General features: G+C 63.2%; 28 protein-coding genes and 1 tRNA gene. 18 read left to right on the forward strand and 11 right to left on the reverse strand.

Going from position 1 to position 26,282, the window contains the following annotated elements; genetic code table 11:
* Positions 1-18 precede the first annotated feature (18 nt).
* From ACFJIU_RS00960 to ACFJIU_RS00970, 3 genes are all read left to right on the forward strand, one after another.
* The gene (locus tag ACFJIU_RS00960; RefSeq protein WP_379066711.1) at positions 19-762 is read left to right on the forward strand and encodes an amino acid ABC transporter permease; all 744 of its coding nucleotides are present in this window, start codon (positions 19-21) and stop codon (positions 760-762) included.
* On the forward strand, positions 759-1,559 hold the full coding sequence (locus ACFJIU_RS00965; RefSeq protein ID WP_379066713.1) for an amino acid ABC transporter ATP-binding protein: 801 nt from the start codon (positions 759-761) through the stop codon (positions 1,557-1,559). The genes ACFJIU_RS00960 and ACFJIU_RS00965 overlap by 4 nt, the downstream gene beginning before the upstream one ends.
* A gap of 74 nt (positions 1,560-1,633) precedes the next feature.
* Complete coding sequence (locus tag ACFJIU_RS00970; RefSeq protein ID WP_379066715.1) at positions 1,634-2,830, forward strand: NAD(P)/FAD-dependent oxidoreductase; 1,197 nt, start codon at positions 1,634-1,636, stop codon at positions 2,828-2,830.
* 94 nt (positions 2,831-2,924) lie between these two features.
* Here ACFJIU_RS00970 and ACFJIU_RS00975 read toward each other — a convergent pair.
* Positions 2,925-3,014, reverse strand: a tRNA-Ser gene (locus ACFJIU_RS00975).
* Positions 3,015-3,425: 411 nt separating this feature from the next.
* Between ACFJIU_RS00975 and ACFJIU_RS00980 the strand changes: the two genes are divergently transcribed.
* The 5 genes from ACFJIU_RS00980 (at position 3,426) to ACFJIU_RS01000 (ending at position 6,799) form a co-directional block, all read left to right on the forward strand.
* Positions 3,426-3,752 (forward strand): hypothetical protein, encoded by a 327-nt coding sequence (locus ACFJIU_RS00980; protein WP_379066717.1) that lies wholly within the window; start codon positions 3,426-3,428, stop codon positions 3,750-3,752.
* A 51-nt stretch (positions 3,753-3,803) separates the two neighbouring features.
* Positions 3,804-4,472: a peptide-methionine (S)-S-oxide reductase MsrA gene (gene msrA / locus ACFJIU_RS00985; protein ID WP_379066719.1), complete on the forward strand. Its 669-nt coding sequence runs from the start codon at positions 3,804-3,806 to the stop codon at positions 4,470-4,472.
* A 248-nt stretch (positions 4,473-4,720) separates the two neighbouring features.
* Positions 4,721-5,710, forward strand: a complete 990-nt coding sequence (locus tag ACFJIU_RS00990; protein WP_379066721.1) for a BMP family protein — start codon at positions 4,721-4,723, stop codon at positions 5,708-5,710.
* Positions 5,711-5,858: 148 nt separating this feature from the next.
* Positions 5,859-6,314 (forward strand): GNAT family N-acetyltransferase, encoded by a 456-nt coding sequence (locus ACFJIU_RS00995; protein ID WP_379066723.1) that lies wholly within the window; start codon positions 5,859-5,861, stop codon positions 6,312-6,314.
* Positions 6,315-6,406: 92 nt separating this feature from the next.
* Complete coding sequence (locus ACFJIU_RS01000; protein ID WP_379066724.1) at positions 6,407-6,799, forward strand: VOC family protein; 393 nt, start codon at positions 6,407-6,409, stop codon at positions 6,797-6,799.
* Positions 6,800-6,807: 8 nt separating this feature from the next.
* Here ACFJIU_RS01000 and ACFJIU_RS01005 read toward each other — a convergent pair whose 3' ends face one another.
* Both ACFJIU_RS01005 and ACFJIU_RS01010 read right to left on the reverse strand, forming a co-directional pair.
* Complete coding sequence (locus ACFJIU_RS01005) at positions 6,808-7,203, reverse strand: hypothetical protein (RefSeq protein ID WP_379066726.1); 396 nt, start codon at positions 7,201-7,203, stop codon at positions 6,808-6,810.
* A 30-nt stretch (positions 7,204-7,233) separates the two neighbouring features.
* Entirely contained in the window at positions 7,234-7,437 is a 204-nt protein-coding gene (locus ACFJIU_RS01010) for a SlyX family protein (protein ID WP_379066728.1), read from the reverse strand.
* A gap of 200 nt (positions 7,438-7,637) precedes the next feature.
* Here ACFJIU_RS01010 and ACFJIU_RS01015 point away from each other — a divergent pair, with 200 nt between their 5' ends.
* From ACFJIU_RS01015 to deoA, 6 genes are read left to right on the forward strand one after another with little or no spacing between them, the layout of a single operon-like run.
* Positions 7,638-9,170, forward strand: a complete 1,533-nt coding sequence (locus ACFJIU_RS01015) for an ABC transporter ATP-binding protein (RefSeq protein WP_379066730.1) — start codon at positions 7,638-7,640, stop codon at positions 9,168-9,170.
* Positions 9,167-10,309 (forward strand): ABC transporter permease, encoded by a 1,143-nt coding sequence (locus tag ACFJIU_RS01020; RefSeq protein ID WP_379066732.1) that lies wholly within the window; start codon positions 9,167-9,169, stop codon positions 10,307-10,309. The genes ACFJIU_RS01015 and ACFJIU_RS01020 overlap by 4 nt, the downstream gene beginning before the upstream one ends.
* Position 10,310: 1 nt before the next feature.
* A complete protein-coding gene (locus tag ACFJIU_RS01025) occupies positions 10,311-11,282 on the forward strand; it encodes an ABC transporter permease (protein WP_379066734.1) in 972 nt (323 codons plus the stop codon).
* Between the two features lie 3 nt (positions 11,283-11,285).
* The gene (gene cdd / locus ACFJIU_RS01030) at positions 11,286-11,678 is read left to right on the forward strand and encodes a cytidine deaminase (RefSeq protein ID WP_129413386.1); all 393 of its coding nucleotides are present in this window, start codon (positions 11,286-11,288) and stop codon (positions 11,676-11,678) included.
* On the forward strand, positions 11,675-12,484 hold the full coding sequence (locus ACFJIU_RS01035; RefSeq protein ID WP_379066736.1) for a purine-nucleoside phosphorylase: 810 nt from the start codon (positions 11,675-11,677) through the stop codon (positions 12,482-12,484). Before cdd ends, ACFJIU_RS01035 begins: the two co-directional genes overlap by 4 nt.
* The gene (deoA, locus tag ACFJIU_RS01040; RefSeq protein WP_379066738.1) at positions 12,484-13,803 is read left to right on the forward strand and encodes a thymidine phosphorylase; all 1,320 of its coding nucleotides are present in this window, start codon (positions 12,484-12,486) and stop codon (positions 13,801-13,803) included. Before ACFJIU_RS01035 ends, deoA begins: the two co-directional genes overlap by 1 nt.
* Before the next feature lie 13 nt (positions 13,804-13,816).
* Here deoA and ACFJIU_RS01045 read toward each other — a convergent pair whose 3' ends face one another.
* The 4 genes from ACFJIU_RS01045 to ACFJIU_RS01060 all read right to left on the reverse strand — a co-directional run bounded on the left by ACFJIU_RS01045 (position 13,817) and on the right by ACFJIU_RS01060 (position 16,787).
* Positions 13,817-14,371 (reverse strand): TIGR02281 family clan AA aspartic protease, encoded by a 555-nt coding sequence (locus ACFJIU_RS01045; protein ID WP_379066740.1) that lies wholly within the window; start codon positions 14,369-14,371, stop codon positions 13,817-13,819.
* A gap of 110 nt (positions 14,372-14,481) precedes the next feature.
* Positions 14,482-15,111, reverse strand: coding sequence for a uracil phosphoribosyltransferase (gene upp, locus ACFJIU_RS01050; protein WP_379066742.1), 630 nt, complete (start codon positions 15,109-15,111; stop codon positions 14,482-14,484).
* Positions 15,112-15,248: 137 nt separating this feature from the next.
* Complete coding sequence (locus tag ACFJIU_RS01055) at positions 15,249-15,791, reverse strand: hypothetical protein (protein WP_379066744.1); 543 nt, start codon at positions 15,789-15,791, stop codon at positions 15,249-15,251.
* A 27-nt stretch (positions 15,792-15,818) separates the two neighbouring features.
* Positions 15,819-16,787 carry an adenosine deaminase gene (locus ACFJIU_RS01060; protein ID WP_379066746.1) on the reverse strand — a complete coding sequence of 323 codons (969 nt, stop codon included), beginning with the start codon at positions 16,785-16,787 and terminating at the stop codon, positions 15,819-15,821.
* Positions 16,788-16,900: 113 nt separating this feature from the next.
* Here ACFJIU_RS01060 and ubiE point away from each other — a divergent pair, with 113 nt between their 5' ends.
* Genes ubiE through coaBC form a run of 3 tightly spaced genes read left to right on the forward strand, consistent with a single transcriptional unit; the run spans position 16,901 to position 20,516 of the window.
* Positions 16,901-17,677, forward strand: a complete 777-nt coding sequence (gene ubiE / locus ACFJIU_RS01065; protein ID WP_379066748.1) for a bifunctional demethylmenaquinone methyltransferase/2-methoxy-6-polyprenyl-1,4-benzoquinol methylase UbiE — start codon at positions 16,901-16,903, stop codon at positions 17,675-17,677.
* A gap of 13 nt (positions 17,678-17,690) precedes the next feature.
* Complete coding sequence (gene ubiB, locus ACFJIU_RS01070) at positions 17,691-19,265, forward strand: 2-polyprenylphenol 6-hydroxylase (RefSeq protein ID WP_379066750.1); 1,575 nt, start codon at positions 17,691-17,693, stop codon at positions 19,263-19,265.
* A gap of 24 nt (positions 19,266-19,289) precedes the next feature.
* Positions 19,290-20,516, forward strand: coding sequence for a bifunctional phosphopantothenoylcysteine decarboxylase/phosphopantothenate--cysteine ligase CoaBC (gene coaBC, locus ACFJIU_RS01075; protein WP_379066752.1), 1,227 nt, complete (start codon positions 19,290-19,292; stop codon positions 20,514-20,516).
* A 6-nt stretch (positions 20,517-20,522) separates the two neighbouring features.
* Here the strand turns inward: coaBC and ACFJIU_RS01080 are convergent, their stop codons facing one another.
* Positions 20,523-21,962, reverse strand: coding sequence for an MFS transporter (locus ACFJIU_RS01080; protein ID WP_379066754.1), 1,440 nt, complete (start codon positions 21,960-21,962; stop codon positions 20,523-20,525).
* A 255-nt stretch (positions 21,963-22,217) separates the two neighbouring features.
* On the opposite strand from ACFJIU_RS01080, the gene ACFJIU_RS01085 reads away from it, so the two are divergent.
* Positions 22,218-24,167: a DUF4139 domain-containing protein gene (locus ACFJIU_RS01085; RefSeq protein WP_379066756.1), complete on the forward strand. Its 1,950-nt coding sequence runs from the start codon at positions 22,218-22,220 to the stop codon at positions 24,165-24,167.
* Between the two features lie 145 nt (positions 24,168-24,312).
* On the opposite strand, the gene ACFJIU_RS01090 is transcribed toward ACFJIU_RS01085, so the two are convergent.
* The 3 genes from ACFJIU_RS01090 to rpsU form a co-directional block, all read right to left on the reverse strand.
* The gene (locus ACFJIU_RS01090; protein WP_129413396.1) at positions 24,313-24,783 is read right to left on the reverse strand and encodes a DUF992 domain-containing protein; all 471 of its coding nucleotides are present in this window, start codon (positions 24,781-24,783) and stop codon (positions 24,313-24,315) included.
* A gap of 197 nt (positions 24,784-24,980) precedes the next feature.
* Positions 24,981-25,826 (reverse strand): tetratricopeptide repeat protein, encoded by an 846-nt coding sequence (locus ACFJIU_RS01095; protein WP_379066758.1) that lies wholly within the window; start codon positions 25,824-25,826, stop codon positions 24,981-24,983.
* 168 nt (positions 25,827-25,994) lie between these two features.
* Positions 25,995-26,255: a 30S ribosomal protein S21 gene (gene rpsU, locus ACFJIU_RS01100; RefSeq protein WP_129413398.1), complete on the reverse strand. Its 261-nt coding sequence runs from the start codon at positions 26,253-26,255 to the stop codon at positions 25,995-25,997.
* Between the last annotated feature and the right edge of the window lie 27 nt (positions 26,256-26,282).

The raw sequence follows: 26,282 nt of genomic DNA on the forward strand, positions 1-26,282 counted from the left end.
CGGGCGGAGGGCCGGACAATGTCCCCTTCCGACGTCTTCAGCGGGTTCCTCCAGGTTCCCTGGGGCGACTACATGGGCAATATCGGCTGGGGTCTGTTGAGGACCCTAGCCTACACCATAGCCAGCTTCGCCGGCGCGGCACTTCTCGGCCTTGTGCTCGCGCTGATGCGCCTCAACCGCCTGCGTCTGGTGCGGCTGCCGGCCGCGCTCTACACGGAGGTCTTCAAGAACGTCCCGCTGCTCGCCATCATCTTCGTCACCTATTTCGGCCTGCCGTCGGTGGGGGTGAAGCTCAGCGTGTTCGCTGCCGGCGTGCTCAGTCTCGTGCTGTTCTACGCGGCCTATCTGTCCGAGATCTTCCGCGCGGCCATCGCCGGTATCCATTCCGGCCAGAACGAGGCAGCACAGGCGCTGGGTCTCGGCCGTGGCGCCACCTTCGGCAATGTCGTGCTGCCGCAGGCGCTGCGTCTGGCGCTGCCCGGCACCAACACCATGTTCGTCGACCTGCTCAAATCGACCTCGCTGCTGGTGACGATCTCGGCTGCCGAACTGATGACCCAGGCGCAACTGATCGCCTCCGAGACGTTCCGAGCGCTGGAGGTCTACCTCGTCATTGCCGCCATCTATTTCGCGGTCTGCTATCCGGTCTCGCAAAGCCTGCTCTGGCTGGAGCGCACGATCCAGGCCGGTGTGCCGTTGTCGCGCGGCCGGCGTCGGCGGCTGCGGCTGGCGAAGATCCTGCTCGCGGGAGGAACTGCATGACCCAGCATCCAGTCAGCATGACGCAAGGCGTCGCGATGGCGGCCACCAAACCGGCCGTCACCATCCGCGGCCTCCGGAAATCCTTCGATGGCAGGCAGGTGCTCGGCGGCATCGATCTCGATGTGCCGGGCGGCCGCATCGTCAGCATCATCGGCCAGAGCGGCGGCGGCAAGACGACGCTGATGCGCTGTGTCAACCTGCTCGAACAGCCTGACGACGGCGTCATCGAGGTCAATGGCGAGGCGATCTGCGCCAGTGGAGCGGTGACATGCAAGGATCTCGCCAGGCTGCGCCAGCGTGTCGGCATGGTGTTCCAGCGCTTCAACCTGTTCCCGCATCTGACCGCGGTCGAGAATGTCGTGCTCGCGCAGATGCACGCTGCGGGGATCGGCGAGCGCGAAGCGGTCGAGCGCGCCGTGCGGCTGCTCACCCGCGTCGGTCTGGCGCATCGGGCGACAGCCTATCCGGAGCGCATGTCGGGTGGTGAGCAGCAGCGCGTGGCGATTGCCCGGGCGCTGGCGCTTGGGCCTACCGTGCTGCTGTTCGATGAGCCGACCTCGGCCCTCGATCCGGAATCGACCGGCGAGGTGCTGCGGGTCATGCGCGAACTCGCCAATGACGGCATGACGATGATCCTGGTCACCCATGAACTGCCCTTTGCCCGGGAAGTGTCGGACTGGGTCGTCTTCATCGATGGCGGCAAGATCATCGAGCAAGGTGCTGCGGCGGATGTGCTCGACCGGCCACGCGAGGCGCGCACGCGTGCCTATGTCGCGAAATACGCTGCATCCGGCTGAATGCCGGCGTCAAACCATCGCGCGGCGGCACCCCCGGCGTTGCCGCCGTCCTCCTCCCAACTGGTATGGATTCGATGAGCAGGATTTCGACCGACGTCGCCGTGATCGGCGGCGGCGTCATCGGTCTGGCGATCGCGCTTCGGCTTCGCGCCGACGGTCGCGAGGTCGTGGTGATCGAGCCAAACGAACCCGGCAGCGGCGCCTCCTACGGCAATGCCGGTACCATCGCCGACTATGCGGTCCTGCCGGTAGGAACGCCAGCGGTCCTGCGCAACCTCTTGCCGCTGCTGCTCGATGCCGACAGTCCCCTGTCGATCCGAACTTCCGCCTTGCCCACTCTGTTTCCCTGGCTGGCGCGCTTCGCGTGGGAGTCGCTGCCGCACCGCTATCGTGACAATACCCGCCGGATTGCCGAGCTCCTGTCCGACGCCCCGGCGGCATGGCGTGAGTTCGCTGCGGAAATCGGCGCATCGGACCTGCTCTCGACGAGAGGTTGCCTCTATCTCTACAAGACGCAAAAGGCTTTCCGGGTGGCCGCGACCGATATCGCGCTGCGCCGCAGCTACGGCGTTGCCCAGCAGCTGCTTTCCCCCGACGAGGTGCTGCGACTGGAACCCCGGCTGCCGCCTGTCGAGGGCGGTGGCCTGTTCTTTCCCGGCGCGATCAATCTCATCGATCCGGGCGAGACGATGCGCCGTCTGTCCGCGAAGGTTCACCAGGCGGGCGTGACACTCATCCAGGCTTCCGCACAGAGGATCGTGCGCCAACCGGGAGGAACCCGAATCATCGCCGCACCGTTCGAAGTCCGTGCCCGTACTGCCGTCATCTCTGCCGGTGCCCGCTCGCAGAAGCTGGCTGCTCAGATCGGCGACCGGGTCCGGCTCGATACGGAACGCGGTTATCATCTCGAGTTCGATATGGACGAGCCTCCAATCGAACGGCCTGTCTGTCCAACGGAACGCGGCTTCTATTTCTGCCCCATGCACGGCCGGTTGCGCGTTGCAGGCCTGGTGGAACTCGGGGGCCTGACAGCGCCCGCCACCCCGCGGCTTGTTCAGAAGCTGACAGCGAATGCGCGCGGGATTTTTCCGAACCTCGGTGAGCCGAGCCGGACCTGGCTCGGGTTCCGGCCTTCAATGCCCGATTCTGTCCCGGTGATCCGTCCATCCAGGGGAGGGCGAGACGTCATTCTTGCTTTTGGTCATGGCCATATAGGATTGACCCTCGCTCCCCGTACGGCCCGACTGGTGAGCGCTCTCATTACCAGCTGATCCCACAGCGGATTCCCCACCGACGGGATGTCAAGGAGGGGGCGCCTGCCGTCAGGCTAAGTTCTTGAGGAGCATTGTAGCATCTGAATAGTTCTGGCGGAGAGAGCGGGATTCGAACCCGCGGTACGGTTTCCCGTACACACACTTTCCAGGCGTGCGCCTTCAACCACTCGGCCACCTCTCCGTCGTTTGCGCTGTCGCGGCCGGTTTCGCCGCGCCGGTCTTCGGGAGCGCGTCCCTTGCTGGAACCGAACCGTGGTTCGCGTGGGATTGCCTCGACCGATGGCCAATCCGTTCCTGCGCCCTGAGCCGTCGAAGCTTCGGGTGCGGGGCTCATCTAGTCGATCCGGCAGCGAATGCCAAGTCATATCGGCGGTATTCCGGGCGCTTCTTCATGCTTTCTTTTTGAGATCCGCTCTTCGCCATCCCGGCATGTGACCGCAGGAAGGGCACCGTTCCGGATGAAACGTCACCGCCAGGCATCCAGAGAGCGCGTCGATGGATGCGAACATTGCTTTTATCGGCTGCACGCCGATTGCGTGGGCCGGCGTCACGCCATATCTGTAAAGGCGAAACAGACGCTGGAAAGGTCTGCATGTTTCGTTTCCTGTTCCGACTTGCCGCCATGGTGGCACTGGCGATCGCGGTCATCATGGCCGTGCTCGACGCCACTCGCATGGTTGCTGCCTCGCATCTGGTGATGACCCCGCTCAAGGTCAGCTGGAGCGCGGTTTCGCCTGACACCCTGGCCAGGACGGAAGCGTTCGTGCGCGAGAAGGCGGGTGCCGTCGCCTGGGATTCGGTGATCGACAAGGCGCTCGACCTGCCGGGCTTCGTGCTGTTCGCGGCGCTGGCCTTCCTGCTCTATGCGATCGGCTACCGCAGGCAGCGGCGTGCGGGAAACTTCGCGGTCAATGCGTAACATTCCGGTGTCTGCGACGAACTAGAAGTCGAAGAAACAGGGAGACAGCTCATGTTTTTCCTCAGTGACATGCTGAACAAGAAGATCAATCTACCAAAACCCGAAGAGGCATTGCCCGGCCGCGAGCGGCCGATCCCGACCGCCTCGAAACACTATGTCTCGAAACGGCCGCTGAAGGGCCCTTATCCCGATGGGCTGGAAACGGCCCTGTTTGGCCTGGGCTGCTTCTGGGGCGCGGAACGGCTGTTCTGGCAGACGGACGGCGTCTGGGTAACGGCCGTCGGCTATGCCGGTGGCATCACCCCCAACCCGACCTACCAGGAAACCTGCACCGGGCTCACCGGTCACGCCGAGGTCGTGCTGGTGGTGTTCGACCCGAAGGTCGTCTCCTACGCGGAACTGCTGAAGATATTCTGGGAAGCGCATGACCCCACGCAAGGCATGCGTCAGGGCAATGATGTCGGCACGACCTATCGTTCCGCCATCTACACGTTCTCGGACGCCCAGCAGCAGGCCGCGATCGCCTCGCGCGATGCCTATCAGGCCTCATTGCGTGCTGCCGGTCGCGACAGGATCACGACCGAGATCGCGCCGGCGCCGGAGTTCTACTTCGCCGAGGAGGATCACCAGCAGTACCTGGCGAAGAACCCCTACGGTTATTGCGGGTTGAAGGGCACGGGCGTGAGCTGCGCCATTCCAACTCCCGCCGCGACGGCCTGACGACAGCCGGCGGGGCAGCAGGGTCTGCCCCCTCGTTGCCGCTAGCACCCTATTCAGAAACGATTTTCCATGGCGCCGCTTCGGCGCCATGCTTTTTCCAAAGGGTCAAAATTCCACGTGAATTTTGTCCCTAGCCGTGCAAGATAAAGCTTGAGCGGGAGGGAACAGCTCCTGCCGGACGTCGCAAGCCGGGCCGGAACCCGGACCTGCGGCAGACTGGAAAAATAAACCTCAGGGGTGTGGATCCTATGAAACGTATCGTTCTCGGCCTTCTGGCCGCAACCGCGCTGGCCTTCCCGGCAATGGCCGAAGACATCAAACCGGCGCTGCTTTACGATCTCGGCGGCAAGTTCGACAAATCCTTCAACGAGGCCGCCTACAACGGCGCCGAGAAATTCAAGAAGGAGAGCGGCGTCTCCTATGTCGAGTTCGAAGTCTCGAACGCCTCGCAGCGCGAACAGGCTCTGCGCCGCTTCGCCGAAGACGGCCGCAGCCCGATCGTCATGGCCGGCTTCTCCTGGGTCGATTCCCTGACCAAGGTTGCCAAGGAATATCCGGAGCTGAAGTTCGCCATCATCGACGATCAGGTCGACCTGCCGAACGTGCGTTCGCTGAAGTTCAAGGAGCAGGAAGGTTCCTACATCGTCGGCCTGCTGGGCGCGATGGCCTCCAAGAGCAAGAAGGTCGGCTTCATCGGCGGCATGGATATTCCGCTGATCCGCAAGTTCGGCTGCGGTTATGTCGGCGGCGCCAAGGCCAGCGGCGCGACCGACGTGATCTACAACATGACCGGTGACACGCCGGCTGCCTGGAACGATCCGGCCAAGGGCGGTGAGATCGCCAAGACCCAGATGGACCAGGGCGCCGACGTGATCTACGCCGCGGCCGGTGGCACCGGCGTCGGCGTGCTGCAGGCGGCCGCGGATGCCGGCAAGCTCGGCATCGGCGTCGATTCCAACCAGAACGGCCTGCAGCCGGGCAAGGTGCTGACTTCGATGCTGAAGCGCGTCGACGTAGCCGTTTACAGCGCGTTCATGGATGCCAAGGATGGCAAGTTCACCGGCGGCATCAACAATCTCGGCCTGAAGGAAGGCGGCGTCGACTACGCCATGGACGACAACAACAAGGATCTCATCACCGCCGACATGAAGGCGGCCGCCGACAAGGCCAAGGAAGAGATCATCGCCGGCAAGATCGAAGTGCACGACTATTCCAGCGACAACAAGTGCCCTTATTGATCTGCCATTGAACAGGGAATGAAGACCGCCGGGCGAAAGCCCGGCGGTTCTTTTTTGCCGGCGAACGTGGTCCATCGACGCTGTGCGATTGGGGCTTGTCGGCTTGCAAGAGCGCAGGCAGGTGGCTGCTCTCGTTCGGGAGACGTCCATGTCCATCATCATCCGCATCATGCGGCATTCCGATCTCGCATCGCTGGCGGCATTGCGCCATGTCGCCTTCTTCGCCGATGGCAAGCATGCGCGGGAAGCGGATGTCCTCGCGCTGGCCCGGCTGGTCGAGGGCGACGGCTTCGAGGCAGGGTTTGTTGCAGAGGTTGACGGCGAGCTGGCCGGCTCATGCCTGTTCGTGCGCGAGGAGATCGAGCCGTTGCATGATGTTTCGCCATGGCTTGCGGGACTGGTCGTCGCGGAACACCATCGCGGGCGCGGGCTTGGCCGCATGCTGATCGAAGCTGTCGAAACGCATGCCCGATCAGCTAACTGCAGGGAACTCTATCTCTATACCGATGCCGCGGTGGCACTTTACGCCAGGCTCGGCTGGATCGCCGTCGAGCGGATGGTCGTCGACGGGGAACCGCTGGTGCTGATGCAACGGAAATTTTAGCACGCTTCGAGAAGCCGGCTGTCGAGGCGTCTCTAAGCACTCCCTTACATGCTAAAGTCGTTGCAGGGGCGGTGCTGCAAGGGAGAGACGGCATGGCAAAGGTAACCGGTATCGGCGGCATGTTCTTCCGTGCCCGCGACCCGAAGCTGCTGGCCGAATGGTACGAACGTCATCTCGGCATCGACGACATCGCCAGGACGGTTTGGCGTCAGGACGCGGGACTCACCATATTCACGCCATTCGCCGAGGACACCGAATATTTTGGTCGTGCGGAACAGCAGTGGCTGATCAATTTCCGTGTCGATGATCTGGACGACATGATCGCCAGCCTGAAGGCCGCGGGCATTGCGGTCGAAACGCGCGAAGAGTGGGATTCGGAAGTCGGCCGCTTTGCCCGTATCCACGATCCGGAAGGCAATCCGATCGAATTGTGGGAGCCGTCGGCGGACGCCGCACCGATGACGGAAGAAGCCGACAACCCCTGAGCCTTGTTTCAACCCAGGCTCAGACGCCCGGCGAGATAACCAAAGGCGAAGGCGATGATCAATCCCGCGGCCACCGCGATGGCGAGCCGCCCCGGCAGGGCATGCAGGCCGATGCCGACCGGCGGAAGCGGCGCGCTGATGGTCCGGTTGCCTGCCTTTGCATTGGCCAGCGGCGACATCTGCGGCAATTCGGCAATGCGTGCGGCGACTTCCTGCCAGGGACGGTTGGTCTCGTCCGTGGCGCCGCGGTCGAACAGATGCATGCGTTCGGCCAACTGGATCACCGCGTTGCGGAAGGCGGGATCGATCTCGAGATCGCGTTCGGCCCGTTCGCGGTCGCGTTCATTCATAAGACCGAGCACATAGTCGCTGGCGCGCGCGATACGATCGCTCTCCCCGGTCATCGCTGTGCTCTCCTTGCCAATCGGATGCCTTTACCAGTGTGGCGGCTTGGTCACCGGAACGTCCGGTGCGGTCTGCTCTTCCAGGGCCAGGAAGCGGTTGGTCAACGCATCGAGCTTTTTCTGCAGGCGCTCGATCGTCTTCCACTGTTCGGCGATCTGGCCGGACAAGTCCTCGATGGTCTTGTCTTGTTCGGCGACGTGGATTTCCAACGTCGTCAGTCGTTCTTCTGACATGTGAATTTCCCTGGGGACCCTGCTTTGGCGGGCTTGAGTTGCGGTACAGCGGCTGCCAATGGCGCATGCCCCGTGTGTTCGAAATTGACAAGCATGCCGGGATTTGTCGAGAGTGGATGCCATAGCCGGCCAATTGGCAGGGGACGGGCGCCGTGCTAGTCAATTTGACCAAACGATAAAAAAATTGTGGGAACGATCGCATGGCGGAAGCCGCAATCGAGCTGGTCGGCATCAACAAGAGTTTTGGCGCGGTGCGTGCCAATCGCGACATCAACCTCGAGATCGCTCGTGGGACGATCCACGGCATCGTCGGGGAAAACGGTGCCGGCAAGTCGACGCTGATGTCGATCCTCTACGGCTTCTACCAGGCTGACAGCGGCGAGATCCGCGTCAACGGCAAGCCGGCCTCGATCAAGACATCCAATGATGCCATCGCCACCGGCATCGGCATGGTGCACCAGCATTTCATGCTGGTCGACAATTTCACCGTGCTTGAGAACATCATCCTCGGCGCCGAGAGCGATGCACTGCTCAAATCCTCCATCGCCAAGGCGCGTTCGGAACTCGAACGGCTGGAGCGCGAATACGGGCTGGAGGTGGACCCCGACGCCATCATCGAGGAGCTGCCTGTCGGACTGCAGCAGCGCGTCGAAATCCTCAAGGCGCTTTATCGTGGCGCCGAGATCCTGATCCTGGACGAGCCTACCGGCGTTCTGACACCGGCCGAGGCCGATCACCTGTTCCGGATCCTCAAGCAGCTCAAGGATCAGGGCAAGACGATCGTGCTGATCACGCACAAGCTGCGCGAGATCATGGCGATCACCGACTCCGTCTCCGTCATGCGCCAGGGAACGATGGTGGCGACGCGCGAAACCAGGAAGACGACCGTCGAGGAACTGGCCGAGCTGATGGTCGGCAGGCGCGTGCTGCTGCGGGTCGAGAAGGGCGAAGCCAAGGCGGGCGAGGTCAAGCTTTCGGTCAAGAACCTGGTCGTCAGGGACCAGCGCGGCGTCACCATGGTCGACGATGTTTCGCTCGACGTGCGTGCCGGGGAGATTGTCGGCATCGCCGGCGTCGCAGGCAACGGTCAATCGGAGCTGCTGGAGGCGATCTCGGGCATCCGCAAGGCGGTTTCGGGCAGCGTGACGCTGGACGGCAAGCCGATCGACCTGACCGGCGCCGCTGACCCCGGCGAACTGCGCCAGCGCGGGCTGGCGCATGTGCCGGAAGACCGGCACCATGTCGGCCTCGTGCTGGCTTTCGAGGAAAACGAGAACTCGATCCTCGGCTATCACAATGACAAGCGGTATCTCAAGGGACCATTTCTCGACGTCGATGCCATCATGGCCGACGCCAAGGACAAGATCGCCAAATACGACATCCGTCCCGCCAATCCGCGGTTGAAGACCGCCAATTTCTCGGGCGGCAACCAGCAGAAGATCGTGCTGGCGCGCGAAATCGAGCAGGACCCTGGCGTATTGATCGTCGGCCAGCCGACACGCGGCGTTGATGTCGGCGCCATCGAGTTCATCCACAAGCGGCTGATCGCCATGCGCGACCAGGGCAAGGCGGTGTTGCTGGTCTCGGTCGAACTCGACGAGATCCGCTCGCTGTCCGATCGGATCCTGGTGATGTTTGCGGGGCGTGTCGTCGGCGAACGTGGGCCCGAGGCCAGCGAAGGCGAACTGGGCCTGCTGATGGCCGGCGTCGAGCAGAAGGAAGCCGCCGAATGAGCACGCCTTATGCCAAGCTGCCGGCCTGGGCCGATTACGGGCTGATCCCGCTGATCAATCTGGCAGTGGCCTTCATCGTCGCGGGCCTCGTCGTGCTGCTGGTCGGCGAAAATCCGTTCCGGGCCGCGGTCATCCTCGTGGAAGGAGCCTTTGGCCGCGGCCAGGGCATTGCCTACACGCTGTTCTACGCGACGAATTTCATCTTCACCGGCCTTGCCGTTGCCGTCGCCATGCATGCCGGGCTGTTCAACATCGGCGGCGAGGGCCAGGCCTATGTCGCCGGCCTCGGCGTGGGCCTGGTCTGCCTGGCACTCGACAGGGTCGTGCCCTGGTACGTCACTTTTCCCTTCGCGATTGCCGGCGCGGCGCTCTTCGGCGCGGCATGGGCGTTTCTTCCCGCCTATCTGCAGGCCAAGCGCGGCTCGCACATCGTCATCACCACCATCATGTTCAACATGATCGCGGCAAGCCTGATGATCTATGTGCTGCGCGACATCCTGAAGCCCGAGGCGATGCAGGAGGTGAAGACGCGCATGCTGGAGGCGGGCGCACAACTGCCACGGCTGAACTGGATCATCGAGATGTTCGGGACAGCCAAGATCCGTTCCGCGCCCTTCAACGTGTCCTTCCTACTGGCGCTGGTGATGGCCTATCTGGTCTGGCTGCTGATCTGGCGCACCAAGCTCGGTTACGAGATACGCACGTTCGGTTTCAGCCAGAAAGCGGCGCGTTATGCCGGCATTTCGGAAGTGCGCGTCACCATCATCGCCATGCTGATCTCAGGCGCGCTCGCCGGCATGATGTCGATCAACGCGATCATGGGCGACCAGCACAGCGTTTATGTGGATCTCGCCGGCGGCGCCGGCTTCATCGGCATCGCGGTCGCGCTGATGGGGCGCGCGCACCCGGTCGGCATCATCCTCGCCTCGATCCTGTTCGGCATGCTCTATCAGGGCGGCGCAGAACTCTCCTTCGAGATGCCGGCGATCAGCCGCGACATGATCGTCATCATCCAGGGGCTGGTGATCCTGTTCGCGGGCGCGCTCGAGCACATGTTCCGGCCGTACATCCAGACGCTGTTTGCTTCGATCAGCCCGAAGTCTGTCGGCTTGGCCGCCGTGAAGGGCGAGGGGGCCTGAGATGAGTTTCTTCGACGTCATCATCCAGACGCTGGACTCCACAATCCGCCTGTCGGTACCGCTGCTCCTGGCCTGCCTTGCAGGTCTCTATTCCGAGCGGTCGGGCATCTTCGACATCGGCCTGGAAGGCAAGATGCTGGCAGCCGCCTTCGCGGGCGCCGCAGCCGCTTCTGTGTTCCATTCGGCCTGGATCGGCCTCGGCGTCGCCATCCTGGTCTCGGTGTCGCTTGCCCTGGTGCACGGCTTTGCTTCGATCACGCATCGCGGCAACCAGATCGTTTCCGGACTTGCCATCAACTTCATCGCCGCCGGCTCCACCATCATTCTCGGCCAGGCCTGGTTCCAGCAAGGCGGTCGTACGCCGGCGCTGGCGCCGAACGAACGGTTCGAGGCGATCACGCTTCCTGGTGCAGACGCGATACGCGACGTGCCGATCATCGGCCCGATCTATGCGGAGCTGATCTCAGGCCACTCGCTGCTGGTCTATGTCGCCTTCCTCGCCGTGCCGTTCACCTGGTGGGTGCTGTTCCGCACACGCTTCGGCCTCAGGCTGCGCGCCGTCGGCGAGAACCCTGCCGCGGTCGATACGGCCGGTATTTCCGTCGCCTGGCTGCGCTACCGTGCCGTGATCTGCACCGGCGTCCTGACGGCAATCGCCGGCGCCTATCTTTCCATGGTGCAGAGCGGCGGTTTCGTGAAGGACATGACGGCAGGCAAGGGTTACATCGCGCTGGCCGCGCTGATCTTCGCCAAGTGGCGGCCGGTCAACGCGATGTTCGCCTGCCTGCTGTTTGGTTTCCTCGACGCGCTGGCGATCCGCCTGCAAGGCGCCCCCCTGCCGATCATCGGCAAGGTGCCGGTGCAGCTCATGCAGGCGCTGCCTTACATCCTCACCGTGATCCTGCTGGCCGGTTTCATCGGCAAAGCGATCCCGCCGCGCGCCGGTGGCGTGCCCTATGTGAAAGAACGCTGATCCATGTCGCATGACCTCTACCTCGCCGCCAAGGCGGCCATGGCCAAGGCCTACGCGCCCTATTCGAAGTTCCCGGTGGGGGCGGCGCTTCGCACCGAGGACGGTCGGGTCTTTGCCGGGGCCAATATCGAGGTGGCCTCCTATCCAGAAGGCTGGTGCGCGGAGACGACTGCGCTCGGGCACTACATCATGGGCGGCGGCGGCAAGATCGTGGAAATCGCCGTCATCGCCGAACGCATGGCGAAGTGCTCACCCTGCGGCGGCTGCCGCCAGCGGCTGGCCGAATTCACCCGGCCCGACACCAAGCTCTATCTCTGCGACGAGACAGGCGTGGCCGAAACCGTCACCATGGGCGACATGCTGCCTTATGGCTTCAGGGGCGACATCCTCAAATGAAGGACGCAATCGATCGCCTCGTCGAACGGCTGGATGGCCTCGTGCCGAGTGTCGCGCTGGTGCTGGGCTCGGGTCTCGGCGGTCTCGTCGACGAGATCGAGAATGCCGTGCGCATTCCTTACGCGGAATTGCCGGGTTTTCCGAAGAGCGGCGTGACCGGTCATGCCGGTGCGGTGGTCGCGGGGCATTTCGCCGGCAAGCCGGTGCTGATGCTGGCCGGCCGTTCCCACTATTACGAGCACGGCGATGCGGCCGTCATGCGCCCGGTGATCGAGGCGCTGGCCGGCATCGGCATAACCAAGCTGATCCTCACCAACGCCGCAGGCTCCGTCGATCCCGACATGCCGCCGGGATCGGTGATGCTGATCAACGACCACATCAATTTCTCGGGTTCCAATCCGCTGTTCGGCGAGCCGACCGACCGCCGCTTTGTCGGCCTGACGGAAGCCTATGACCCCGGCATGCGCGCGGCGATCGAGCGGGCCGCGAAAGCGGCCAATACCAAGCTGCACCAGGGAGTCTACATGTGGTTCTCGGGTCCTTCCTTCGAGACCCCGGCGGAAATCCGCATGGCGCGCATCATGGGTGCCACCGCGGTCGGCATGTCGACCGTGCCGGAGGTGATCCTGGCTCGCTTCTTCGGGCTCAGCGTGGCGGCCTGTTCCGTCATCACCAATCTCGCCGCAGGCATGACCGGCGCCGAACTCTCGCACACCGAGACCAAGGACATGGCGCCGATCGGCGGTGCCAAGCTCGCCAAGGTGCTGAAGAGGGCGTTCCAGGACGGACTGCTGGACGCGGCCTGATGCTGCCTCAGGAAATCATCCGCAGGAAACGTGACGGGCTGAAACTGTCGGCCGAAGAGATCGCGGCTTTCGTTTCCGGCATGACCTCCGGCACGGTCACGGAAGGGCAGGTGGCTTCCTTCGCCATGGCTGTCTTCTTCAACGGCATGAACCGCGACGAGGCGGTGGCCCTGACCACGGCCATGCGCGATTCCGGTGATGTGCTCGACTGGTCGGACCTGCCCGGTCCCGTGACCGACAAGCACTCCACCGGCGGCGTCGGCGACAATGTCTCGCTGATGCTGGCGCCGATCGTCGCGGCCTGCGGCGCCTATGTGCCGATGATTTCCGGCCGTGGCCTCGGTCATACCGGCGGCACGCTGGACAAGATGGATTCGATCCCCGGCTATGTCAGCCAGCCCGATCTCGCCTTGCTGCGCCGGGCCGTGCTGGAGGCAGGCGCCGCGATCATCGGCCAGACCGGCGACCTGGCTCCGGCCGACAGGCGGCTCTACGCCATCCGCGACGTCACCGCGACGGTGGAATCGGTGCCTTTGATCACGGCCTCGATCCTGTCGAAAAAACTCGCGGCCGGGCTGCAGTCCCTGGTTCTGGATGTGAAGCTCGGCAACGGCGCCTTCATGGAAAAGTCGCGCGACGCCACCGCGCTTGCGACCAGCCTGGTCGAGGTCGCCAACGGCGCCGGGTTGAAGACCAGCGCGCTGGTGACGGGTATGAACGAGCCGCTCGCCTCGGCTGCCGGCAATGCCGTCGAGGTGCAGAATGCGGTTGATTTCCTCACCGGGCGCAGCCGCGACAGGCGCCTGCAGACGGTAACGCTGGCCCTGGCCGCTGAAATGCTGCAATCGGCCGGCCTCGTTGCCTCCAATCAGGACGGGCTGCAGCGCGCCATGGAGGCACTGACCAGCGGTCGAGCCGCGGCGGTATTCGGCCGCATGGTTTCGGTGCTGGGTGGCCCGGCGGACTTTGTCGAGAAGGCCGCGAAATACCTTCCGCAAGCGCCCGTGCGGCTTGAGGTGAAAGCGGATCGCAGGGGATTTGTCACCGGGATCGCGACACGCGCAATCGGGCTTGCCGTCGTGGCCCTTGGCGGCGGTCGGACGCGGCCGGAAGACAAGGTCGACCATGCGGTCGGGCTGACCCACCTTTTGCCGGTTGGCGCGGAAGTGCGTCCGGGTGAAGCCATCGCGCTCGTCCATGCGCGCTCGCCGGGGGATGCCGAGCAGGCGGCGGCTGCCGTTTCGGCTGCCTATTCGGTTGGTCCGGCCAAGCCAGCCACCGAGAAGGCGATCCTGCGTCGCGTTGGTCCACGCGGCTAGACTGTCGGCGGTATCATTGCACCATCAGCAGTTCGCCATCCTCGACCGCGTATTTGCCGAGGCGGCTCAGGAAGCTCATGCCGATCAGGTTGGTGCTGAGTGCCCTGTCGTCGATGACGACGGCGTCTATGTTGTCCAGCGCGATCTTGCCGACCTGGAGACTCGCAAGCCGCACCACCGCTACCTTGACCGGGCCATTCGCCGTCGAGACCTGCTGGGTGAAATCGGACGGGCTGATCGAAAGCCCGACACGCCGCGCCGTCGAGGTGTTCAGCGCCACCAGCGTCGCACCCGTATCGATGAGTGCGTCAACCTGCCTGCCGTTGATCTTGAAGGGTGAGCGGAAATGACCGGTGGCATCGGCCTTGATCAGCACCTTGCGGCCGAGCGGTTGCTGAGCGGCCTGTCCGGCCGTGCCTGAACTGCCCGGCAGGTTCACTGCCGTGGCAGATACGTCGCCGCCCCTGCCGAATAGGGTGTTGAGCAGATCGGGGTTCGATTGGAAAACGGAAGGGATTGCCGCCGTGCCGCCGGCAAAAACGCCCAGAATGACCAGTTTACGCAGCATCAGAACGCCCCCACTCGGGGTGATCCTAGGCAGCCTTGGTATCCGGCACTTTAATTTCGGGCCTTATTGGCCCTGAAACCACGCGAATGCGTAAACAAAAGGTTAAAAGCCTATTTCGTGCCGAACATGCGATCGCCGGCATCACCCAGGCCAGGCAATATATAGCCCTTCTCGTTGAGCGCGCGGTCGATGGAGGCGGTGTAGACCGGCACGTCCGGGTGAGCTGCGGTGAAACGTTCGATGCCTTCAGGAGCGGCGAGCAGGCACAGGAAAAGGATGTTGGTCGCACCGCGTTCCTTCAGCTTGTCGATCGCCGCGATTGCCGAATTGGCGGTGGCCAGCATCGGGTCCACCACGATGATCAGACGGTCGGCAAGATCGCTCGGTGCCTTGAAGAAATATTCCACTGCTTCCAGCGTGTCGTGATCGCGGTAGAGGCCGATATGGGCGACGCGGGCGGCAGGTACGAGGTCGAGCAGGCCTTCCAGCAAACCGTTTCCGGCGCGCAGCACGGAGGCGAAGACCAGCTTCTTGCCTTCGAGCGTGGGGGCTTCCATCGTCTCCATCGGCGTCTCGATGGTGGTCTTGGTGAGTTCCAGGTTGCGTGTGACCTCGTAGCCGAGCAGCAGCGAGATCTCGCGCAGCAGCCGCCGGAACGACGCCGTCGACGTCTCCTTGTTGCGCATGATGGTCAGCTTGTGCTGGACAAGCGGATGGTCGACGACGGTTACGCCCTTCATGAACAACTCCGGCACAGGACAAGCTTCCCAATGAATAGTGAACGTCGTTGGCCTTGTGGAGTCATCTGACGAACATTTGCCGGGGATAGTTCCCCGGAACTCGGGTCATTGACGACCGATGGCCGATTTTCGTGCAGCTAGCCCAGCTTTCTGAAGATCGCCCAGATGTTGCAGTCCGCATGATGTTCTTCAGGGTGCAGTCGTTTCAAGTCGTGTTGAATTTGGGTTGCGCGCTCGAAATCCAGGATAAGTCCCTGGCTTGAGAGTTCGTCATTCCGAAAAACGTCCGGGAAACCGCCGCAGTTGGTCAAGGCACTGATGTCGTGATCCTGGTCGAGCAATTCATAGCCGCAGAATGTGAAACCGTCCCACGCAAAGCTGCTCACATCTTCCGCCGGTGCTTTAATGGTGCCAATGATATTCAGGTTTCGAACGTCATCTATTTGGGAGAGCATGAAGTCCGGATCGGTGAAAAAATGTAACATAAAGTCTTCGTTCACGATTTTTTCCCAATAAATGTCCTTTACCTCCGCAAGTACAATTTCATTCAGCATTCCATCCAGGCCGACGACTTCCGTGAGTTGAGGCAAGCCTGACCATTCTATGTAATTATGCCATACGGCACCGTTCGACGGATCAAATTTCTCCATCGCGGTATAGAGTTTCTGAAATTGTTCCATGGCTATCCGGGGGGCTCGATGCGGCCTCTATGATTTCCCGAGTCTTGCCAGGAGACCAGCCCGAGTCTTCTTGTCGACGAAAGCCGCCTCGATCGCCGCGCGCGTCACTGCCGTCAGCGCCTTGTCGTTCAGGCCGAACTGTTCGGCTGCGATATCGTATTCGCGTTTCAGCGACGTCCAGAAATAGGGCGGATCGTCGGAATTCAGCGTCACCTTGCAGCCGGCCGCCTTCAGCGCCGGGAAGGGATGGTCGGCAAAGCTCTCGAACACCTTGAGTGCGATGTTGGATCCGGGGCAGCATTCCAGCACCACGCCTTCATCGGCGATGCGGCGCACGAGGTCCGGGTTCTCGATCGCGCGGACGCCGTGGCCGATGCGGGTGGGGCGGATGTGGTCGAGTGCGGCCTGCACGCTTTCCCAGCCCATCAGTTCGCCGGCATGGATGGTGATGCCGAGACCGGCTTCGCGCGCGATCTCGAAGGCGCGGACATAATCCTCGAAATCACCCATGCGCTCGTCGCCGGCAACACCGAAGCCGGTGACCAGCGGATGTCCGCATCGGGCGGCGAAGCGGGCGGCCTTCTCGATCGACTCGACGCCGACATGCCGCACGCCGGTGACGATCATGCGCCCTTCGATGCCGGTCTTGGCCCTGGCGCGCGTCATGCCTTCCCCGAGTGCGTCGGTATAGGCCTTGGGCGACAGGCCGGCGCGTACGGCATGGTCCGGGGAGGTGAAGACTTCCGAATAGATGGCGCCGTCGCGCGCCAGGCTGGTCAGATAGTGCTCGGCCAGCAGCGCATAGTCCTCTTCCGTGCGGAAAAGGTCGGCGGAAAAGTCGTAGGCGGCGAGAAAGGAGGTGAAATCGTGCCAGACGAAGGAACCGTCACGGATGAAGGGAGATGGGTCCTTGCCGTATTTCCGTGCCTGCCGCACAACGAGCTCCGGGGCTGCCGCGCCTTCGATGTGGCAGTGCAATTCGGCTTTCAAGACCATGAGGCATTCCTGTGAACGGGGCCGTCCGGCGCGGCCGAACACCGCGCCTTTGACAATAGCGTCGCCTACTGCGATCGGCTATGGTCCGGCCGATTTTATGGCGGATGAAAAAGATGTCTGTTGAGAGAACCACCGCGACCGGAGGCATGGAGACCTCCTACGGCTTCCGGCAGGTCGGAAGCGGCGAGAAGCAGCCGCTGGTCAACGAAGTGTTCCACAAGGTCGCCAAACGCTACGACCTGATGAACGACCTGATGTCGGCCGGCATGCACCGCCTGTGGAAGGATGCCATGGTTGCCTGGCTCAACCCGCCGAAGCGATCGGACTGGAGGGTGCTGGACGTGGCCGGCGGCACCGGCGACATCGCTTTTCGAATCATCGATGCCAGCCACGGCCAGGCCCAGGCGACCGTACTCGACATCAACGGTTCGATGCTGGGCGTCGGCCGCGAGCGCGCGGAAAAGCGCGGATTGGCCGCGAACATCGATTTCGTCGAGGCCAATGCCGAGGACCTGCCTTTCGCCGACAGTTCCTTCGACGCCTACACGATCGCCTTCGGCATCCGCAATGTGCCGCGCATCGAAGTGGCCCTGAGCGAAGCCTTCCGGGTGCTCAAGCCCGGCGGACGCTTCCTGTGCCTTGAATTCTCCGAAGTGGAGATGCCGCTGCTCGACAAGGTCTATGAAGCCTGGTCGTTCAACGCCATTCCGAAGATCGGCAAGGCGGTGACCGGCGATGGCGAACCCTATGCCTACCTGGTCGAATCCATCGCCAAATTCCCGAACCAGCAGAATTTCGCGGCGATGATCGGCAAGGCCGGCTTCGGGCGCGTCAGCTTCCGCAACTATACTGGTGGTATCGCCGCCGCCCATTCGGGCTGGAAGCTTTGAAGCGGGTGCGTTCATGAGTTCCGTCGGAGCGGCGTTCCGGCTCGTTCGGGCCGGCTGGGTGCTGGTGCGCGAGGGTGTCGTCGCGGCAATCCCTGGCGACCAGCTGACTGGAATGCCGAAGTTCGGCTGGCGGATGGCCAGGCTGTTCACGCGCCGTCGGGCCTTGCGCGAAGGCCGAAGCGATCGCATGGCGCATGCCGTGGCGCGGCTGGGCCCGTCCTACGTCAAGCTCGGCCAGTTCCTGGCGACGCGGCCGGACGTGGTCGGCAACGACATCGCGCTCGATCTCGCCCTGCTGCAGGACAAGATGGGCACGTTCCCTCAATCGCAGGCCGTGGCGGCGATCGAGTCCTCGCTCGGCCGGCGGGTATCCGACCTGTATGCCCGCCTGGAGGAGCCGGTTGCCGCGGCCTCGATCGCGCAGGTGCACGAGGCCGAAGTGCTGCGCGACGGCATTCCGACCAAGGTTGCGGTCAAGGTGATCCGGCCGGGCGTGCGCAAGCGCTTCCATCACGATCTCGAAAGCTATTTCCTGGCCGCGCGCCTGCAGGAAAAATACATCCCGTCGTCGCGGCGCCTGCGTCCGGTCGAAGTCACCGAAACGCTTGCCCAGACCACCAAGATCGAAATGGACCTGCGGCTCGAGGGGGCGGCCCTTTCGGAACTTGGCGAAAACACCAAGGCCGATCCCGGCTTCCGCGTGCCGGCCGTCGACTGGGAGCGTACCGGCCGCGACGTGCTTACCATGGAGTGGGTCGACGGCATCAAGATGAACGATATCGCCGGTCTCGCCGAGGCCGGCCACGATCTCAAGGCGATCGCCGCCAACCTGATCCAGTCCTTCCTGCGCCACACGCTGCGCGACGGCTTCTTCCATGCCGACATGCATCCGGGCAATCTGTTCGTGGAAGCCGACGGCACCATCGTCGCGGTCGATCTCGGCATTGCAGGCCGTCTCGGCAAGAAGGAGCGGCGCTTCCTGGCCGAGATCCTGTACGGCTTCATCACCCGAAACTACCTGCGCGTGGCAGAGGTGCATTTCGAGGCCGGCTATGTGCCGCACAAACATGATGTCGCCGCCTTCGCGCAGGCGATCCGTGCCATCGGCGAGCCGATCCATGGCCAGCCGGCGGAGACCATTTCGATGGCCAAGCTGCTGACGCTGCTGTTCGAGGTGACGGAACTGTTCGACATGCAGACGCGGCCGGAACTGGTTTTGCTGCAGAAGACGATGGTGGTGGTGGAAGGCGTCGCCCGCACGCTCGACCCGGCGTTCAACATGTGGAAGACGGCCGAGCCGGTGGTGGGCGACTGGATCCGCTCCAATCTCGGTCCGCGCGGCATGCTGGACGATGCGCGCGAGGGCGTCGGCGCGCTGGTTTCGCTGGCCCGGCAGGCGCCGGATCTTGCTGCGCGCGCGGAGCGGCTGTCGCGCGAGATCGACCTGATGGCCGAACACGGCCTGCGCTTCGACGACGCCACCGCAAAGGCGATCGGCAAGGCCGAGGCGCGTCACACGCGCTCCGGGCGCGTGGCGCTGTGGGTGATCGCGCTGACCTTGATCTTCATTGCCTGGAAGCTAATCTGACAGCACTGCTGTTGAGAGCAAAGCATGACCCTTTCCGGAAAGCGTATCCTTCTTGTCATCGGCGGCGGTATCGCGGCCTACAAGTCGCTTGATCTGATCCGCCGCCTGCGCGAGCGCGGCGCTGCCGTGCGTTGCGTGATGACTTCGGCAGCGCAGGAATTCGTCACCCAGCTTTCCGTCGGTGCGCTTTCGGCGGATCATGTCTTCACCGATCTGTTCGACCGGCAGGACGAGCACGATGTCGGCCACATCAGGCTTTCGCGTGAGGCCGATTTGATCGTCGTGGCGCCGGCCACGGCCGATCTGATGGCCAAGCTCGCCAACGGCCACGCCAACGACCTTGCTTCGACGGTGCTGCTTGCCACCGACAAGCAGGTGCTGATGGCGCCGGCGATGAACCCCAGGATGTGGGCGCATCCGGCGACGCGGCGCAATCATGCCACGCTTATCAAGGACGGCGTGGCATTTGTCGGCCCGGCCAGGGGCGAGATGGCCGAAAGCGGTGAAGCCGGTGAGGGCCGCATGGCCGAGCCGCTGGAGATCGTCGCGGCGATCGAGGCACGGTTCGACGATCTGCCGAAACCGCTGGCCGGCAGGAAGATCATCATAACGTCCGGTCCGACGCATGAGCCGATCGATCCCGTGCGCTACATTGCCAACCGCTCGTCGGGCAAACAAGGTCATGCGCTGGCCGGCGCGCTCGCAAAGCTCGGGGCCGATGTCCATCTGGTCTCCGGTCCGGTGACGGTCGCCGATCCTGCCGGTGTGGCGACGATACATGTGGAGACGGCGCGTCAGATGCAGGCCGCCGTCGAACAGCTGCTACCGGCTGACGCGGCGGTGTTCGTGGCGGCTGTTGCCGATTGGCGGACGGCGAATTCCGCCGGCGAGAAGATCAAGAAAGTGGCGGGCGAGGGACCACCCGCGCTGCAGATGGTGGAGAATCCCGATATCCTGGCCGGTGTCGGGCACCATGCGAAGCGGCCCCGGCTGGTGGTCGGCTTTGCCGCCGAGACCCAGGATATCCAGAAGAACGCCGAGGCCAAGCTGAGCAGGAAAGGCGCCGACTTCATTGTCGCCAACGATGTCTCGCACGACAGCGGTGTCGGCCCTGCCGGTGTGATGGGCGGTGACCGCAACCGCGTCCGTATCGTTTCCAGGGGCGGCGTCGAGGAATGGCCCGAACTCACCAAGGCGGAGGTCGCCTCGCGTCTGGCGGAGCTGATCGCAGAACGCCTCAAGGCAGTCTGACCGGTCTCAGGCTTCCTGTGGCTGTCGCGGCCGTCCCGGTACCGAGAAGAGTCTGTATGCCGCGATGGCGCCGAGCAGGCCGAGCGGCACGAAGGCCAGGAACAGCCAGATCCCCGCATTTGCTGCCGCTGCCCGGTTGAGACCTTCCGAAAAGCCGCTGGCGTTGGCGACAATGCCGGCACTTGCGGCACCCACCGCATAGCCGATGCGCTGCATGGTCGGCACCGCCGACGATGCGATGGTCTGTTCGCTGGCGGGCGCGGAAGCGACGATCATTCGCGTCACGAAAGGCCAGGCGATGCCGAAGCCGCCGCCTTGCAGCAACGCGCAGAACAGGATGAGCGGGATCGAGCCGTGCGGGACCGCATAGGCGAAGCCGGCAATGCCGGCGGCGATCATCGATGCGCCGCAGACGATGATGGTCCGCTCGCGCTCAGGTGGTGCGTTGGCTACGAGGATCGACAGGATCGACCAGGCGATCGATTCCGCGGCGATGATGTAGCCCGTGGTCAGCATCGGGATGCCGTGCAGATTGGTCAGGATCAATGGTCCGTAGACCGTGAAGGAGCAGGTGGCCACCGAGAACGCAGCGATCATCGTCATGCCGCTGCCGACCGGCGTGCGCCATGAGAACAGGTTTGCCGGAAACAGCCTGGATTGCGGCTTCAGCGCATCGATCCGGAAAAACAAGGCCAGCCCGCCAAGTCCCAGGCCGAGCAGCAGGCTGGAGCGCAGCAGCGCGACATCGATCCCGGCCGAAGCGATCAGGATCACGCTGACCGCCAGGCAGGCCAGCGGCAAGGCCGGAAAGGGCGGTAGCGCTGTGTCGCCGCTTTGCGTGCGTCGTGCTTCCGGTGTGTTCAGCACAACAAGGCTCGCCGTGGCCATCACCACGCCACCAATGACAAAAACACCAAAGGCCCAGCGCCAGGAAAGCAATTCGGCCATCAATGCACCGATCATAGGGCCGCTGAAGGCCGCGACGCCCCAGATCGCCGACATCAGGCCGAAGAGTTGCGGCCAGATCGCGCGCGGAAACAACCGCTCGACCGAGACAAAGGCAAGCGAAACCAGTGCACCGCCGCCGAGGCCTTCGATGAGGCGGCCGGCGAGGAAGGCCTGCATGGATGGCGCGGTCGCACAGATCAGCGCGCCAGTCGAATAGAACAGGGCGGCGACCATGACATTGCTGCGCAGCGCGACATAGCTGACCATGCGGCCCGCTGCTGCGCCTGCAACGATGGCGCCGAGCTCGTAGATCGCCAGCGACCAGCCGACCAGTTGCACGCCGGACAGATCGCCCACCATCGCAGGCATGATGGTCGCCACCATCGTCTCGTTGGTGGCGTGCAGCAGGATGCCCAGCGAAATGAAGCAGAAGCGCGCGAGGTCTCCGCTGGCCCACAATGCACGCCAATCCACCCGGTTCGCCTTGTCCTGTGCCATGCGCTTTCGTCCGAAATCGCCAGCTACGACCGGCGTTTTAATTTTCCAAGTAGTTACTTGTAAAACCTCAAGCGCGGTTGAATGCAAGCGTTATTTTTGCAGTTCGCCAGCGGAGTCCCGACCGCACCCTGCCTGTTGCCGGAGATCTGTCTTTCGTTCATCACATCGCCACGAATAGTCTGCAGCGTCGCCGAATCTGATGAAACGAGGTCCTCGATGCGTCTTTTCACCCTCATTCTGCTTGGAGCAACCGCGATGACTGCCCCTGCTCATTCCGCCGATCTTGTGCTCAAACGGGCGGTCCTCGGCACCGGGGGCGTCGGTTATTTCGAATATGAAGCGACGGTCACCGGCAAGGAGACGCTCACTCTGCGATCGCGGCTCGACCAGGTCGACGATATTCTCAAGAGCATGATCATCCTCGATCCCGCCGGCACGGGTTCGGCCACGCTGCCGGGCAAGGCCGGTGCCGACGAAGCCTTCAACGCGCTGCCATTCTCCCGATCGGATCTGGACAGCATGCCATCCCTGATGACGGCGCTTAAGGGTGCGGAGATCAAGGTCGCGGCGCCGCGCAGCATTGCCGGCCGTATTGCCAGCATCCAGCCGGAGCAGGTCATCGACAAGGACGGCCGGACAATCACGCGGACACGCGTCTGGGTGTTTTCCGGCGCTTCGATGGATCAGTTTGTTCTTGAAGATGCGCAAGGTCTTGAGTTTGCCGATGCGCGTCTGGGCGAGCAGGTTTCCGGCGCGCTGACCGCGCTGCGCAGCGCACAGGATCGCTCCGGGCGCGACATCTCCATCCATCTGGCGGACGGTGCGCAACGCACCGTGCGCATCGGCTATGTTGCTGAAGCGCCTGTCTGGAAAACCGCGTACCGTCTGACCCTGCCGAAAGCCGGTGAAGACAAGGCACAACTGCAAGGTTGGGTGGTGCTGGAGAACATGACCGGCGATGCCTGGAAGGATGTTGCGGTGACACTGTCGTCGGCCGCGCCTGTCACTTTCCGCCAGGCGCTCTACGATCCCTATTATGTTTCGCGCCAGACCATCGCGCCGCCGGTGAGTCAGGCTGCCTTGCCGCGAACCGATCAGGGGCAGGTCGCGCTCGGTGGGGCCGGCTATGCCGAAATGGCTGTACCCGCAGCGCCGGAACAGAAGCAGATAATGCGCAGCAGGAAAATAGAAGCTGTTCAGGACGAGATGGTCCAGCAGTCCGAGACCGCGCCGCCGGCATCGACGGAAGAGAACGCTGCCGGCGCCAGCTTCACGCTGTCGATTCCGGTCAGCGTCGGATCCGGTGAAAGCCTGACCATACCGTTTGTCGATCAGAAAGTGCCGGCGGAAGCCGTGTCCTGGTATCAGGGCGGCGGGCGCAATCCCTGGCAGGGGATGACCCTCAAGAATGATGGAACGACGTCGCTGCCCGCCGGATCGGCCACCATCTACGAGGCGACCGACGCGGGTCCGCTGTTTTCGGGTGAAGCGCAATTTCCGCTTCTGCCGGCGGGCGATTCCCGCCTTGTCGGTTTCGGTGCGGAGCAGAAGATCCTTGTCGACCGCGAAAACCGGACGGCCTCGTCCGTTACCAAGGTCAAGTCGGTCGATGGCGCATTGCAGATCGAAAGCAAGCTGCGCGAGACAACGCTCTACCGCGTCAAGAACATCGCCGCCGAGGCGAGGCGCATGGTGATCGAGCAGCCGCGCGCCCAGGACTGGCGTCTGGTGCAGCCGAAAGCCGAGGAAGCGACGCTGGCCGGTTCCGCCTACCGGATGCGTTTTGAGGTTGAGCCTGGCAAGACCAGGGAATTTCCGGTGGTGATGGAGCGGCCTGTCGTCGAGACCGTCGCCATTCAGGAACTGACCGCCGAGCGCATCCTCGCGCTGATCGCCAGCACGGAGCTTGATGCCGAAAGCAAGGCACGACTTGCCGCGATTGCGGAAGCGGCCAAGGCGAGCGACGAGGCAAGTCTGGCATTGGCGAGCCGGCAGGAGCGCCGTGACGGAATCACCGCCGATCAGGAACGCATTCGTGAGAATATCGGCGCCGCGCCCGAAGGATCGGATCTCGCGCGCCTTTATGCGCAGAAGATGCTGGATCAGGAACGAGCGCTGGAGCAATTGGACAAGGATATTGTCGATGCTCGTGCGAAGTATGAAGAAGCGCGCCGGGTGCTGGGCGATCGGGTGCGGGCGTTCTGATATTCGTCTTGGCGGGGCGCAAGACGCCCCGCGCCAAAGCAATTCCAGGAAGCGTGCGTAACGGTTTCCCGTCCGGAATTGCGTGAAAACAAAGAGTTAGAGCGTTTCCGTGAAAAACGGAAACGCTCCGGGACCGAAACCCAGCCTATTTCAACGAATGCTGCAATTCCAGTGACGTCACCGCGGCCGCGACATTGAGGCCGGTCTGTGCCTGCACCGAGAGTGGCTGCAGCGCATAGGAATTGTCGAAACCGCCGACCAGTACGTTGAGGCCGCCGCCGGTCACCACGCTGGCCTCGGCGTTGACGCCGAAATACTTGCCGGCAAGGGCGCCGGAATCATAGCTGCTCGAGGCGGCCAGGACCGCCCAGGACAGTTGACCCTGGTGGGTCATGCCGAGGTCGACGCCGAGCTTGGAGATGACCCCGGTATAGAGCTCGGACTTGCGGCTGTTGTAAGGACGGTAGGTGCAGGTGACGCCCTTGTTGGAGGCGACGATATAAGACTGGCCGCCGTCGATGACGCAGTCGAGAACGCCAAGTTCGACCTTGCCGGCGCTCGCCGGCGCGGCAACAGTCGTCATGGCCAGGGCGGCTAAACAAGCAAGTTTCTTCATGGTGGCGATCCTTCTGTAGTTCATGCCGGACAACGGCCTAATGCCAAGACCGTTCCCTCAAAACCGTGGCGCGATGGTGGCGCAATCGTGGTCGAGTTGTCGCGTGGTTAAGATGCGCTACCTGCCGTTGCCGATTGGCCACGGTTCAAACGCGTCCGTTCAGACGCGCGCCGGCACAAATGGATGAATTTTGTGGCTTAGACCCCGCCCACGCGCGACAGGCCGTCACGCGCCGGCTGATAGGTTGGCGCCAGTCGGGCCGCTTCCTTGTAGGATTTGATTGCCTTGGCCTTTTCGCCCTTGCGCTCGTAGATGAGCCCCTGGTTTGTCCAGGCTTCGGCATTCTTGCCGTCAAGCTTGATGGCCATGTTGAAATCCGCGAAGGCGTTGTCGTCCTGGTTGAGCGCCAGATAGGACAGGCCGCGGCCGTTGTAGGGCTCGGAAGCTTCCGGCGACAGCGAGATCGCGGTCGAGAAATCCTCGATGGCGAAAGTATGCTGGCCCTGGCTCTGATAGATCAGGCCGCGGTTGTGATAGGCGCGGGCATCGGTCGTATCGAGCTGGATCGCCTTCTGGAAGTCGTTGAAGGCATCCTGGGTGCGGCCGGCTTTGCGGTACAGGTTGCCGCGACCGATATAGGCAGCATCGTAATTCGCGTTGATCTGGATGGAACGATTGTAGTCGGCCAGTGCCTTCTGCTGGTCACCGATGAAACGGTAGATCAGCGCGCGGTTCGAATAGGCCTGGTAGAAATCGGGCTTCAACTGGATCGCGGTGTCGAAATCCTTCAGCGCAGCCTGGTAGTTGCCGCCGCGACCGTAGGCCGAACCGCGCACGTTGTAGGCTTCCGGATCGCGTGGGTTGCGGTCAACGACCGAAGACAGCGAAGAGATGTTCTGGCTCGATCCCTGGGCCTTGTCGATCGCATTGAGTTCGCCTGTCGGGGTCGACTGGCAGCCGGCCAGCGCCAGGCCCGCCATCAGGGCGGCGCTCAAGACAAAACCATTCAAGGAGTTTTTGCGCTCCGTGGTCAAAACATGCATCGGCTGCCGCATCCTCAACATCGACGCCCGGCATCGCAGGCGATCGCTCCGGCCCCTGTCCCGCCGTCCTGCGTTATACAAATATCCGCTTGCGTCAAACAAAAAGGTGGCGGCGATTTACATCGCGCCACCTTGGCGATCCTTCGAAAAGGATGGGTGAAGGCAGGTTTAGCGCGGAGCGCGCGCTGCACCGGCGCCGGTCGGAGCCGGGCGCGGGGTCGAGGGCAGCAGGCCTTCGCGCTGGGCGCGCTTGCGAGCCAGCTTGCGGGCGCGGCGCACGGCCTCGGCCTTTTCACGCGCACGCTTCTCGGACGGCTTCTCGTAGTGACCGCGCATCTTCATTTCACGGAAGATGCCTTCGCGCTGCATTTTCTTCTTGAGCGCGCGAAGCGCCTGATCAACGTTGTTGTCGCGGACGAGTACCTGCACGGGCGATCCTGTCTTTCACTTTGAAAT

It is taken from the genome of Mesorhizobium sp. UC74_2 (assembly GCF_042701485.1).
In the GTDB taxonomy this organism is placed as follows: domain Bacteria; phylum Pseudomonadota; class Alphaproteobacteria; order Rhizobiales; family Rhizobiaceae; genus Mesorhizobium.